Below are 13,542 nucleotides of genomic sequence, written 5' to 3' on the forward strand. Positions count from 1 at the left end.
CCTCATGAGAACATCCCGACGTACCTTTTTACGGCGATCGACCCGGCAGAGCCTGGCGGCTTTGTCGGTCGGTCACCTGGCGACTGGTGCCCCTGATTTAGTTACCCCGCCGATTGAATCGGCATCTGTACCAACTCGCCGTAAGCCCGATCACGTAATACGGTCGCTGCCCGAGCACATGGTGTGGGGCTACTTCGGAGCCGACGTGCCGCCCGTCTATACTGTGAAAGATGGCGACGTAGTCGAGATCCAGACTGTCAACCCGTCGGGTGTAAGTCGAACGAATCCCGAAGAGTTCTACCAGAAGAATAACCTGCCCATCGATGCCCATGCGCAGGAGGTGATTGCCATCATGAAAAAGGTGAAGCCTGAGCCATCGGGTATTCGGGGACATATGCTGACCGGGCCGGTGTACATCGAGGGAGCACAGCCGGGCGATACCCTGGAGATACGAATTCTGGACTTGACCTTCCCCGCCAATTTTGGCGTCAACAGCGTCTGGCCGGGCGGGGGTGGAATTCCCGACGCCGTCACAACGCGCGAAACGTTTGTGTACCGCTACGACACCAAACGCAACGTAGCGCTGCTGAAAGAAGGCGTCGAAATACCGCTGAAGCCGTTTATGGGTGTGATGGCCTTATCGCCCCCGGCCGAAACGGGTCGGGTCAGCTCGATTCCGCCCGCGTTTTTCGGAGGCAACCTCGACATCAAGCACCTGACCAAAGGCGCTACGTTGTACTTACCCGTGTCGGTGCCGGGCGGTTTATTCACGACGGGTGATGGCCACGGGGCGCAGGGCAACGGCGAAGTGAGTGGCGTAGCGATTGAAACCGCGCTAACGCTTACCGCCAGGTTCATTGTCCACAAAGGCAGGAAATTGCAAATGCCCAGAGCTGAAACACCCACGCATTTCATTGCGGTTGGGCTGGACAAGGACCTCAACAGAGCCATGAAAAACGCGCTCATGGAAGCCGTTACGTTCATGAAAGACGAACTCGGCTATACATTCAACGAAGCCCTGTCGATTGCCAGTACGGGCGTGGATTTTGAAGTAAGCCAGGTTGTGGATCAGACCCTGGGCGTTCATGCCATGATTCCAAAATCAATCTTTACGAAACGAAAGTTTAGCTACTGGACGTAGCAAGCATCATGGCACCGTGGCCTGTATCCTCACTGGCTACGGTGCCGGTGGCTACTTATTCCTTGCCCGGGAGTGGCTCGACTTCTTCAACCTTCACATAAAATCGGGTTTCGTCGACCTCGAAATCGTCGGCCGTCATGTTGGGGAATGTTATCATTTGCCAGTCGGTCGTAGGGGTTATAAACTCGTATGTATCGGGCGCTTTAGTGACCTGAATCGGCATGCGGAAGTTCGGCACATCGGCTTTCCACCGATAACTCAAAACCAGCGATTGCCCCTTCTCGGCCATCTTTACCTCCAGGGTAGGGATAGAGGTATGGTTCAGATATTGATTAAAAAAGGGCGTATAGTCGGTTCCGGTCCGTTCATTGATGTAGTTCACGATGTCATCGGTCGAAACGGTCTGGTAGCGAAACCGTTGCTGAATGCCTTTCAGGATGGATGCCCAGAGGGTATCGTTGTTGAGCGCGTGCCGGAACGTATACACGACCAGGCTTGCTTTGGCATACATATCGCCGATGTTGTAGTGAATGTGGTTTACATCCCGCACCCCGATAATCGGCTCTTTGCCAATCACCTGCGACGGCAGCGACGCGATATAGCCCATTTCGCCGTCTTCACCCATGGCCGCTTGCAGATAAAAGCCTTCCGAGTACGTAGCAAAGGCTTCATGAATCCACATATCGGCCATGTCGCGGCAACTGACGTTATTGCCCCACCACTCGTGCGATGCTTCATGCCAGACCAGTTGCCTAATCCGTAATGTATCGACCAGTGTCAGGGAGTCGGCTCGCGCAGTCGGCAACTTACCGAACGAAACGGCGCTTTGGTGTTCCATCGGATGCAGCGATTCCATCAGCGTAAACCCGTCGCGCGGAAACGGGTATTTGCCGTACTGTTTTTCCAGGGTTGTCAGCATGGGCTTTACGCCGTCGAAGACCCAGCGGAAGGTTTCGCCGTTATAGGGCATGTAGTAATAATCCAGCGTCAGCGAATCGGTGCCGTAAATCTCCCGACGGTGGGCATACCTGCCGATGTTCAGCGTTACGTTGTAGTTGTTGATCGGATAGCTCACGTACCAGTCGTAGCGCATCCAGTTGTCCGGCAGCGTCGTTTTGCGTAACAGGCGGCCGTTGGAAATAGTCATCAGGTCGCCTGGGACTGTCACGCTGATGCGCATGCTGTCGGGTTCATCGGAGAGGTGGTCTTTGTTGGGCCACCACAAACTGGCCCCCGAACCCTGGCAAACCACCTGTACCCACGGGTTTCCGTCGCGGTCTTTGTCCCACAGAAACCCGCCCATGATGGGCAGCGAACGATCAGCTATCTGCGGTTTGCCGGCGTATTCGATTTCCAGTTCCTGTTGGCTACCCGCTTTCAGTATCTCCGGAAACTGCACGAAAACGGCGTCGAACTCCCGGGTGTAGGCAAGCGGTTTGCCAGCGTACAAAATCTGGTGAATCTGCATGTTGGCGTACAGGTCCAACTGTAGTTTGTCCAATGGAGCCAGTACCCGAAACCGCATCTTGTTACTGCCGCTGATGGCTTTGTTGGCAATGTCTACCTTTACGGCCAGGTCATAGAACGTAACGTCGTACCGGCTCCGCAATGGCGTCAGTTTGCCACGGAGGGTATCGGCGCGGGTGAAGCCGTTTTGCCGGTTGGAGACCCGGACCTTTATCGAATCGGTTCTGGCGCTGAGCGGATGGTTCGTTGGCTGCAAAATCGAATCCAGTGGAGCAGACCACCGAAGGGTGTCACCTGCCGAGGTGTTTGTTTTAAATTTTTCGCCAATCAGAACGCTCATTGGATTAGGGTTCTGAGCAATATTGCCCTCGGTAAACGGTTGAACGCCTTTCGGCCCGACCTTCGTGACGGTAAAACTGGTGGCTATTTTCCAGAGCTTATCAGTCAGATTCCGCGACGGGCTGTTAATCGTGCACGTGTATCGTCGCTGAACATGGCTCAAATGCCATCGGTCACCGTAGGGCGTATACGTTGCCGTTTCGGTGAAGTCAGAAAACTTCAGATCCAGCTTATGAATGATGGAAGCCATTTTTTTCAACACCCAGCTCCGATTGTTCTCTTTGTCCAGTCCGGCCTGAGTGATCTGCCACTCGGTTCGTACAAACGCAAGTGACTGCGCATCTATGTACAATTTTCCTTTAACATAGGCTTTTCGTTTCCGTTTTCCAGGGTTGAACGTAATTACGTACATAGGGCGATTGCCTGCGAGCACACTCAGCGATAAGTCATAGTACCTGATATTGCGTGTGTTGATGAGGTTGTTCTTATCGTTGGGCAATTTTACAAGATCACCGTATAAGGATGAGTTAGCGCCATTACTTAGGTTGACAAAGGGCGGTAGGTTATGGCGGGAGCGATCATACTCTTTCTTTCGGCCGCTGATGAGCTTTAGCTGATCGTTGGGTTTAGGCTGGTTGTAGGGGGATTTGTAAAAGGACAGGACGGCTTCGTTAGAAACAACGGGTTTGCCGTCAAACTCCTGGTCTTCACGGTAAAGCGCCGTTAACAGTACCGATGTGGTATCGTAGTTTCGCGGAATGGCAGCCACCGCTTCCCGAATAATATCAGCGGCCGTTTTCCGACGAGCCTGCACCTGCACTTCGGCCAGCGTAACAGCGGCCGACTGTAACCGAATGATTACCATCTGGTCTTTTACCGCTGATAGAGCCAGCCTTGTCGACTGGTAGCCTACGCATGATACCTGCAAGCTGTCGGTGGCATAGGCAGTTGGTACGTTGAGCGAAAAGCCACCCTGGGCGTTTGTAACCGTACCGATTCCCCGACCCATAACCGCAATATTGGCTAACGGAATAGGAGTGCCTTTGTTCTGGCTGACGACCTTTCCGGCCAATGTCAGGTAGCCAGATTGGGCAAAGGCACCGGCTGAAAAAAAAGAAAAGAGTATCCCAACGAGGAGGGTAGAAATGAGTGGTGCTGTCGGCCGCATCTGCGTACTGTTTTTGAACAAAACACGCATTTACAGGCCGTACAGGCTACTCAAATCCGGATTTGAGCGGTATAAAAAGCGAAAATGCCTCCCAAGCAGCACTCCAGTGCTTACCATCCATAACCCGCGTTAAAATAAGTTAGCATACGCTTTGGGGAGGGCCGTCAGTGGTTTGATTCGAATGTCCCGATAAAACACTTCAGCGGCTTCACTTTGCAATTGAATCTTACCCCGTCGCATGGGCACCTCCTGCCCATCAGGCGTAGTATAGCGTGAATCCTTAAGCACCATCACCACGTGCCCATTCACAATGTGAAGGCTTTTACCTTCAAAGCAGATAAGCTCCAGTTTGGTCCATTCGCCGGGAGGACTTTCGTGATTGGCCGAGCGCATGCAATAGTAATCCTGTCCTTTTTTAAAGGTACTGAAAGGCTGACTTGAGTCGGCAACCCGGTTCATCACGCCCTCGGACTGAAAACAGCGGATGTCGATGGCGGAGTTGGCCTGGCACCAGAAATCGCCCATGTGCCCTTCCATAATCTGAAACTCCTGGGAAAGCATCCAGGAACGCCAGTATTCGGCCCCGGCTTCGCCATTGGAATGGTACAAAATACCCGAATCCCGCAATTTGTCTTTTCGGGGTTCGTGTTTTTGAGTCCCCCATTTGACCTGAAGGGACAGATGGTAGTTTTCGTACGACTGACGGGTGAACAGACACCCATACACCTCGCCACTAACACGTAGGACAGGACCGTTTGGTTCGTTCAGTACGGAAAAGACGCGGTTCTTGTCTTTGTTATAACCGATCGGCTGGATCACCGTCCCGGATTCATCTTTTGGTACGTTTCCATTATAACCCGGCTTGTGCGCATAACTCAGGTACGTTTCCCACTGGGTCAGGTTTTGATCCAGGAGCGGTACCCAATCGTCAGTTTTGGGCTCGGAGGAGCGGGACCCCATGACGAACAGGCTACTAATCAACAGGAATAGATGCTTCATATACGGACCTGGCTTAGCCAATCAACGGATTAGACATGGGGCAAAACTAAAGGAGGGCTACTTGATGTGCGTTGTACAAATCCATTCTTTAATGGTAGGTTTACAGAAACTGTACCGGGTCATGAAACGATACATCCTGCATACGCCCTTTAACATCTATCATTTTGAAGCCGGGACCTGGATGCACGCCGTCCACCGGCATACCTACTTCGAAATCATTTTTATCATAAAAGGCCACGGCCTTCACCATATCAACGGCAATACGTTTGGCTACTCGGCAGGTGATGTGTTTTTATTAGGACCGGATGATTATCATGAGTTTGTCATTGAGGAGCTAACCGAGTTCTGCTTTATTCGCTTCAATGAATCGATGTATAAGCAATTGCTGGGGAATGTTGAGCGCACCGGGCAGTCGGCCATCAAAACCTTGCTGACGACCTCTTCCCAGAGTCGGGGTTCCCTTGTCTCCGACAAAGTGGAGAAGCAGAAACTGCACGCCCTGCTGACGGTGATGCAACATGAATATGCCGATCAGCAGTCGGCGCACTTTGCTGGAATTCGGGATTGCCTGTTGCAAAGTATGCTCATCATTCTGGCCCGAAACCTGTTTAATCAAACCCCTGTCAGGCCATTCGTGACCGATTCGGTGGAAGCTATCCTGCTGTATATCCGGCAGCACATCTATCAGCCCAATGCGCTAAGTATTGATCATCTGGCGGATGTATTTCACTACGCCCCGACCTACATTAGCCTGTTGTTTAAAAAGCAGACCGGCGAGTCGCTCAAGCAGTATATCATCCGATACAAGATGAAACTTATTGAAGCCCGGTTGCTGTATAGTTCGCTAAGCTTAGGCCAGATTGCCGATGAATTTGGCTACACGGATACCAGTCACTTCTGTAAGCAGTTCAAAAAGTATACGGGCAGTACGCCAAGTACGTTCCGCAGAAGGAGTTAACAGGTAAGCGGATAAAGCAGGCCACTACCATGCGGCCCGGCTTTTTGCGGTAACGGGGACTGGAAGAAGGATGCATGGCCACGCTCTTGAGAAAATTGACACAGCCAGTTGATGCTACGGCTCCTATTCAACGGAACAGGGGCTGAAATTAAAAAAAGCCGGTCCAGCAATACCATGCTGAGCCGGCCCGGTTGTGGCGTGGAAAGAAAACTACTTTCGGGCTATGATCACGACCCGATCATTATTCGTATCGGTGATGTCGAACCTGAACTGCGTGCCGTCAATATCCCCGACGAGTTCGTTGTCGACATACATATCGTACGTTTTGCCACTGGCCTTTCGAACGTCCACCTGAAACGTATCGAGCGACTGACCGTTCAGGGTTATATCAACGTCGTAAGCTGCGTTTGACACTTTCGCTACCCGTACCGTTCCTGGAACGGAGTTGTTGGTGGTTGAGTTAAACCGGACGGATGTAACCCGGTACGTTCCACTCAGATCAGGTTCCGGATCCGTATCATCTTTGCCCCCTTTTTCCGGTAAACAGGCGGACACGGTTAATAACATCAGCAGGGCAATCCACAGATTTTTCATAAAGGGGATGGCTATTGGTGAACAGACTGAATTCATGTCGATGGTAACTCAATGAAGGAATTACAACAGGAGATACAGCAGAATCACACCGGCCGCGACAATTCCGGCTACCATCCCTCCAAGCGCGAGCCCTTTGCCTTTGAACCGGTTTGGTTCCCTGCGAATACGCGTTAAACTAATGGCTCCGAAAACGATGGCTGCTGCTCCCAACAGAAAGGCCCCGTAGCCAGTCAGAATGGCTAGCCCGCCCGTAGCGATGGCCACAATTGCGAACGGGTCAGTACGCGGGCCGTCGTTTTGAGCGTTGGTCGGGCTGTCGTAGGAGCTTCGATTGCTCCCGGATGAATTGCTGGGAGAAGTAGACGATGAAAAGCGTTCGACATCGCCGTTCGTATACTTGATGCTGAGTACGTCGCGCTTGGAGATAGTATAGTCGGGACCATCGGGCCGGTCGCACTTCTTGTACTTGATCTCATTGACGCCCACTTCCTTGATCTTGGCTTCAACGACATCGCCGTTTCGCAACACGATCTGGTCGCACTGGGGCGGGGCAATTTTCTTCAGCAGTGTCGCTTTTAACCGGGTTCTGAACGAAGGCCGACTTGCTTTTGTGGCGGCTTTGGGGGCAACCGTTGCGGGAGCCAGCGTCGGGATGGATGTGGTTTCTTCCCATACCCGTTTGGTCGGGGTTGGAACATCGTCAGCCGCCGAAGCCGTCAGGGTAGGGTCAACCGGTGGCGCCGGAGCCGGTTCATTGACCGCCATACGCTGGGCCGCCGGATGGGGAGTCGGCGTAAAATACGCATACGGCGCACGCTGACAGGCGGATAAGGTACCAAGCCATGCTACAGTGAGCAGGAGGCTAATTCTACGGAGGAATACAGTCTGCATACGGTTAATTGGTTATAACAGGCGAATGAAGAAGTAGAATTGTCCAGAGACCCGAACGACAATCACCTGGGCAAAACTACCGGCTGGGGGTAGGGTGAACAATACTTCATTTGTATGATTTTTAGCCGGCTGAAATCGCTGAAAAAGGTCTTTCCAGGCTCCGCTGGACGTAGCAGAACGGCCACGTAACCGATCAGACCCGGGTGTTCAGGTGGGTATGGACAAAAAGGCGGAGAACTGGCCAATGCTGGCCGCTACGAATGTAGACCGGGTGGGCGGGTGTAGTCAATCGGCAACTCCGGGGCAATACTACATTTGCAGTATGTTGGCCGTTGCCGAAAGCGGATACGGGTAGATTATTGCCACGGTGGTGCCACGCGGAGATGATGAAATGGTGCAGCTACCGCCCGAATTGCTCATCCGGTTCTGCATGTTCGTCAGGCCGTTTCGCAGTCGGGTTCGTTCGTTTGGTTCAAAGCCGCGCCCGTTGTCGCTGACTTCAATGAGCAGCCGGTCGGTTTCGGGCCGAATGGTGAGCGATACCTCGGTGGCCTGCGCGTGTTTGACTACGTTGTGCAGCGCTTCCTTCACGGTCAGGAAAATGTTCCGCCGGTCCGTGCCCTGGATCGTGACCTCCTGGGGTGATTCGTGCACCTGGGTTCGTAAGTGCAGGGGCGTATTGTCGATGAATTCACTGGTGTAGGCCCGGGTATAGGCAATCAGGCCATTCAGGCTGTCGTTCCGGGTGTTCAGCGACCAGATGATCTCGTTCATGGTAGTGACCATGTCGGCCGAAATCGTCGATATCTTTTCGACCTCCGGGGCGGTTTGGGTGCCCATTCGTGTCTTGACCACTTCGCTCAGCAACCCGATGGCCGTCAACGAAGCTCCGAGATCATCGTGCATCTCTTTGGAAATACGCAGTCGTTCTTTCTGCTGGCCCTGTAGTTCCGACTGCATGACGGCCAGCGAGTGAGCTCGCTGAGCGGCCAGCAACGCATTGTCAGACGCGCGCTGGCGCTGCCGTGAGTACTGATAAGCAAACACCAGGCTGCCAACCGCAACCAGTGCTACCAGGCCCGCAATCAGTAGCCATAACTGCTGGCGTTGGTGCGCCTGAGCGAGCTGATCGATTTGCCGTTGTTTTTCGGTCAGTTTTTGCCGGGATTCTGCCTGGCGGAGTTTCAGTTCGTACTCTTCCAGCAGGGTTTTGGCCTCCAGGGTCGACAGCGAATCTTTCGTTTCAATGTATTTATCGTACCAGGGAATCGCTCCTTTGTAGTCCTTTAGGCCAAGGCTGGCGTTCGCGTACTCGCGGTAGATGTTCCTGAACTCCGACAGCCCCACCTTGTGCTGCCTGGCCAGTGCATACGCGTTGTCGAGCAGCGCTTTGGCCTGCCCGAACTGCTTCATTTCGTTGTACGTTTCGGCCAGGCCGGCCAGCAGGTGCAGTTCCTGAAGCGGGTTGTTCAATTCCCGGTTCATCCGCAGGGCGCTCCGGTAGTAATAGAGCGACGAATCGAAATGGCTGAGTTCTTTGTGCAGGTTGCCGATATTACCGTACAGGCTGGTGAGAAAATGGATGTCGTTGTCGGGTCTGAGCAGCGATTTGGTCCGCCGGAAATATGCCAGGGCCATGGGTAGCTGGTTTTGCTTGACGTAGACCGTGGCCATGCTGTGGTAATCCAACGCAATCTCATGCTGGGGGCTTTTCGCGATCAGGTCGTACTTCAGCGCCCGGTTAAAATAGTCCAGCGCCTGCGGGTACAGCTTTTCGGCTTCGTACATCAGGCCCAGATTCTGATAAAGAACCGCTGCCTTTTTGCGGTTCCTGTGCGCCAGCATGAAGGGTGCGGCTTTCTTGAAGTAGTAAATCGCTTCTTTGTTCTTCCCCTGAAACATCGCCGACTGGGCCAGGGAAAAATAGCACGTACTCCGGTACTGCTCCGACGTATCGCGCAAAGCTTTTTGCAGCCCTTCGGTCGCCAGTTTATGCGATTCCGTATGGCGTCCCAGCAAATCCAGCAGGTACGTTGTAAGCCGGATACTTTCGAAGTAGCCTTTCGTGTAGCCAATCCTTCGGGCGAAGGTATACGCTTTCTGATAGTCCAGAAGGGCTTTTTCGGGCTGCTGCATCTCAATGGCTTCCGCTTTTCGCAGCAGGGTCATGATGTAGCTGGTATCGCTGGGCGTCATAACCGACTGACCAACGCTACGCAGGTGAACGAGCAACAGAAAAGAGCCTAGAATAAGGAGTCGTTGAGCCAGCATCAGAAAGGTTTTCACTGTACCGTTGCCAGACAAAGATACAGAGGCCGTCGCAATGTCCGACTTTTCCGATGGTGTTTCAGGAAGTAAACCCGCCCGTACGTAGTGACTATTCAGTGTTTGGCGGCCTGCTGCATTACGTTCTTGAAAAACTGACCCTGCCGGGTGGGGGTGTAGTTCCAGTCGGTGAACATCATGGGAGCCCACTGTGGGTCGAATACCCAAACGATGTACGAAATGCCGTGGGTGTCGCAGTACCGGGTGATGGCATCGCCGTACGATTCGTCGCTGATAACCGGTACGTGCGCGCCTTTTTCATCGGCGGCACTAAATCCGATTTCGGTCAGCACCAACGGGTATTTCTGCGCCACGAACCCCCAGTCGGCTGTCCATTTGGCTTCCCACGGCTTGTCGCGTTTCATCGGGTAGGGGTGGCTGACGTAGGCGATACCTTCGGCCTGAATGGGATTCTGCGCTACGTCTTTCAGGTCGTACGCCCAGTTAAAGCCGGCCACCAGCGGAATGGTTTTCGACCCGTTGGCCCGGATGATCGTGATGGTTTCTTCCATGAGCTTCTTCCACTCGGCCCAGCTACAGGTACCCAGTTTACCACCCATTACGGTCGGCTCATTGAACAGCTCGAAGAACGCCACCGTCGGGTTATCCTTGTAATGGTCGGACATGGTCCGCCAGAACTCGAAGGTTTCCTTTTGCGTGGTTTCGTAAATCGGGCTCTGGTACATCTCGTTTTTCAGGTTGCCGATGCTGTGCCAGTCGATAACCACGTACATACCGAGTTCACCGGCCCAGGCTACCCCTTTGTCCAGGAGCTCGAGGTATTGCTGCTGCCCGCGTCGACGCCAGGCTGGTGGGTGTACCGGAAACCGAACGAGCGTAGCGCCCCAGCGTTTCATCTCTTCAAAATAGGACTTATCCCAGTGGCCGGACTTGTCCAGCTTGTCGGGATCACTGGCGTTCAGGCCCCGAAAAACGAGCGTTTTGCCGTCGGCCGTTACGAATTTGTTGCCCTGAACACGTAGCTGGCTGAGCCTGTGCGTTGTCTGCGCCAGCGCCTGAAACGCAACAAAAAGCAGTATAAACAGCTTGAGGGGCATGAATTTTATAGCAGGACCGGTAGTCCGCTTAGCAGAGAGCAGTTGAATTGGATGAGCCATTTCAGGCAGGTCGTCAGGATTTAGCGGGCAAGTATACAAACATTGCCGAACAATTTAACCAGGCTGATCGACGTCCGACGCTGGACTAAGCCGAACCGCAGGTAGCTGGCCGCGAATCTGATGTAGGGTTGGTAGATATTCAGTAGAATTAATGGAGTAAATAAGATAATCCTTTGTAGTTGTGGGCTACTAGGGGAACGATAGGTAACTGGTTGATCGTTGACCGACGTAATAAAGGTAGGTTTGACTATGACACGCCGTCAGCAGTTTAGTATTATTCTGATTTTGGGGACACTGTCCACCATCAGCCCTTTTTCGATCGACATGTATCTGCCGGGGTTTCCGGCTATTGCCAGTGATCTGAACACGTCGATTGCTCAGGTGCAGTTGTCGCTGACGGCCTATCTGGTTGGAATTTCGGTTGGGCAGCTTCTGTACGGGCCTTTGCTGGATCGGTTTGGGCGGAAGCTGCCGCTCTATGCCGGGCTGGGCGTGTATGTGCTGGCCTCCCTGGGCTGCGCAGTGAGTACGTCGATCGAAACCCTGATTCTGATGCGGCTATTGCAGGCGCTCGGGGGCTGCGTTGGTATGGTGGCGGCTCAGGCGCTGGTGCGCGATCTGTTTCCCGTCGATCAGACGGCGCAGGTCTTTTCGCTGCTCACGCTGGTAATCGCGGTTTCACCGATGATTGCGCCAACGGTGGGCGGGTACGCAACGGTGTTGTTTGGCTGGCACTCGATTTTCGTCATCCTCGCCGTTATCACAGCCTTGATTCTGCTTGCTATCGTTTATGTGCTTCCCAACGGGCGCCAGGCCGATGCGTCCATATCGCTGCGGCCCCAGGCGGTGCTAGGTAACTTTTATACGGTTATCCGGCAACCGCAGTTCCTGACGTATGCGCTGGTGGGTGGCATTGCTTCAGCGGCTCCATTCGCGTACATCTCCGGTTCGCCAGACGTATTTATGAACATCTACAAAGTCAGTGAGCAGGAATACGGCTGGATCTTCGCTGTTCTGGCCATTGCCATTCTGGCACCGAATCAGTTAAACCATGTCCTCCTGAAACGATACAGCAATCAGCAGCTTGTCTCAACAACGTTGGTGTATCAATCCGTGGTCGGGTTCTTTCTGGTCCTCGGTACCTGGGCGGGGTGGTATAACCTGTACGGCTTGCTGGGCGTACTGTTCCTGTTTCTGCTTGGTCAGGGATTGGTGGCACCAAACTCGGCCGCGCTGACGCTGGCACCTTTTGTTCGGCATACGGGCAGTGCTGTCGCCCTGATGGGAAGCTTCCGAATGGGCGTCGGGGCGTTGGTGTCTGCGCTGGTCAGCGTTCTGCATAACAACACGGCGCTGCCGATGGTGGGCGTCATGGCCGGCTGTATTTTTAGTGGTTTTCTTATACTGTTGCTTGGACAGCGGGCCATCCGGTATCGCAGCCAGCACACCGATGTCGGCGAGTCGATTGCCGAAGCTACGTTGTAGGCGTAACAGCAAGTAATCTCCGCTGTCTGAAGCTTGTGCATAGCGGAGATTACTTGCTCACAAGCCTCCTAAAAATTTGTATCCGCTTTTTTGAAGTCCATTTCTTTAATCCAGATATTCCGGTAGAGTACGTCGTGGCCTTCCGCCTGAAGTTTCAGGCCACCGGGCGTATCAGTGATGCCCTTGCCGCCGTCGTTCCCTCCATCTATGCCGGAGTTGGGACCGCCCCATACCTGACTGATCGGCTGGTTGGTATGTACCTTCTTGCCGTTGAAGTACATCGTCACCATCGCGGGTTCGGAACGCTTACCATCCTGAAAACGAGCGGCCCGGAACTGAATGTCGTAGGCGTTCCACTTGCCGACGCCGTTGTAGGCGTAATACGGCGATGGTGTTTCGTTGATAACAGCCCCCATACCATGTGAGGTTGTATCGCCATCAACGATCTGCATCTCGTATCGATTCTGGAGATAGACACCACTGTTACCGCCCGGCTTGCTGATGTAGAATTCGACGTGTAGCCGGAAATCACGGTACGGTTTCTTCGTTACGATATCAGCGGCCCCGTATTTACCACCCGCAGCGGCCGGGTCGTTGGTGTTCATAACCATACCGGGGCCGGCCGGATCTTTCTGGATTTCCCATTTGATTGGCAGACTCGCGGCCAGACGAGGACCTTGCCAGTACGTCCACTTTTCGTCGAGCATCTGTCGGGAACCATCAAACAGGACTTCGGCACCCTTCGGTGCTTTAGCGCCGATGCCCACCGGCTCTTTGGCGTTCGGGATCATGGACACGGTAACGGCAAGCAGCAGTAAGGCAGGAAGTGGGTTAATGGGTTTGTGAGGGAATAAGCGCATGGAGTTGAGAGTTGTTGTGCGTGATTAAAAGGTAAAAATAGGGGGTAAAAGAAGCCATTCGCGTAATTGACACCAGGAAGGCCGTAGGCTTGACCCGTCAATAAATGGCCCGTTGCAATCAGGTCGTTGTCGTCATCAGCTACGGCGCGAGTTAAACTTACCCTGTGCTAGTAACAGTTCGCCCATACAGGGCTTTA

At 53.4% G+C, this 13,542-nt stretch carries 10 protein-coding genes; 3 read left to right on the plus strand and 7 right to left on the minus strand.

Features of this window, described 5'->3' with window-relative positions; translation table 11 throughout:
* Nucleotides 1-4: 4 nt before the first annotated feature.
* Nucleotides 5-1,141, plus strand: a complete 1,137-nt coding sequence (locus BN8_RS10155) for an acetamidase/formamidase family protein (RefSeq protein ID WP_009281766.1) — start codon at nucleotides 5-7, stop codon at nucleotides 1,139-1,141.
* Nucleotides 1,142-1,196: 55 nt separating this feature from the next.
* On the opposite strand, the gene BN8_RS32445 is transcribed toward BN8_RS10155, so the two are convergent.
* Both BN8_RS32445 and BN8_RS10165 read right to left on the minus strand, forming a co-directional pair.
* Entirely contained in the window at nucleotides 1,197-4,145 is a 2,949-nt protein-coding gene (locus tag BN8_RS32445) for a M1 family metallopeptidase (RefSeq protein WP_009281767.1), read from the minus strand.
* Between the two features lie 99 nt (nucleotides 4,146-4,244).
* Nucleotides 4,245-5,114, minus strand: a complete 870-nt coding sequence (locus tag BN8_RS10165) for a 3-keto-disaccharide hydrolase (protein ID WP_009281768.1) — start codon at nucleotides 5,112-5,114, stop codon at nucleotides 4,245-4,247.
* Between the two features lie 121 nt (nucleotides 5,115-5,235).
* Here BN8_RS10165 and BN8_RS10170 point away from each other — a divergent pair, with 121 nt between their 5' ends.
* A complete protein-coding gene (locus BN8_RS10170) occupies nucleotides 5,236-6,072 on the plus strand; it encodes a helix-turn-helix domain-containing protein (protein WP_040005960.1) in 837 nt (278 codons plus the stop codon).
* Between the two features lie 210 nt (nucleotides 6,073-6,282).
* Here BN8_RS10170 and BN8_RS10175 read toward each other — a convergent pair whose 3' ends face one another.
* The 4 genes from BN8_RS10175 to BN8_RS10190 all read right to left on the minus strand — a co-directional run bounded on the left by BN8_RS10175 (nucleotide 6,283) and on the right by BN8_RS10190 (nucleotide 11,000).
* Complete coding sequence (locus BN8_RS10175) at nucleotides 6,283-6,666, minus strand: hypothetical protein (RefSeq protein ID WP_040005705.1); 384 nt, start codon at nucleotides 6,664-6,666, stop codon at nucleotides 6,283-6,285.
* A 60-nt stretch (nucleotides 6,667-6,726) separates the two neighbouring features.
* On the minus strand, nucleotides 6,727-7,557 hold the full coding sequence (locus tag BN8_RS10180; RefSeq protein WP_009281771.1) for a DUF4190 domain-containing protein: 831 nt from the start codon (nucleotides 7,555-7,557) through the stop codon (nucleotides 6,727-6,729).
* A gap of 309 nt (nucleotides 7,558-7,866) precedes the next feature.
* The gene (locus BN8_RS10185; protein WP_144051641.1) at nucleotides 7,867-9,843 is read right to left on the minus strand and encodes an ATP-binding protein; all 1,977 of its coding nucleotides are present in this window, start codon (nucleotides 9,841-9,843) and stop codon (nucleotides 7,867-7,869) included.
* A 95-nt stretch (nucleotides 9,844-9,938) separates the two neighbouring features.
* On the minus strand, nucleotides 9,939-11,000 hold the full coding sequence (locus BN8_RS10190) for a glycoside hydrolase family 5 protein (RefSeq protein ID WP_009281773.1): 1,062 nt from the start codon (nucleotides 10,998-11,000) through the stop codon (nucleotides 9,939-9,941).
* A 249-nt stretch (nucleotides 11,001-11,249) separates the two neighbouring features.
* On the opposite strand from BN8_RS10190, the gene BN8_RS10195 reads away from it, so the two are divergent.
* Nucleotides 11,250-12,485 carry a multidrug effflux MFS transporter gene (locus tag BN8_RS10195; protein ID WP_009281775.1) on the plus strand — a complete coding sequence of 412 codons (1,236 nt, stop codon included), beginning with the start codon at nucleotides 11,250-11,252 and terminating at the stop codon, nucleotides 12,483-12,485.
* Nucleotides 12,486-12,553: 68 nt separating this feature from the next.
* On the opposite strand, the gene BN8_RS10200 is transcribed toward BN8_RS10195, so the two are convergent.
* Nucleotides 12,554-13,345 carry a 3-keto-disaccharide hydrolase gene (locus BN8_RS10200; protein WP_009281776.1) on the minus strand — a complete coding sequence of 264 codons (792 nt, stop codon included), beginning with the start codon at nucleotides 13,343-13,345 and terminating at the stop codon, nucleotides 12,554-12,556.
* Between the last annotated feature and the right edge of the window lie 197 nt (nucleotides 13,346-13,542).

Source organism: Fibrisoma limi BUZ 3 (genome assembly GCF_000296815.2).
GTDB lineage: Bacteria > Bacteroidota > Bacteroidia > Cytophagales > Spirosomataceae > Fibrisoma > Fibrisoma limi.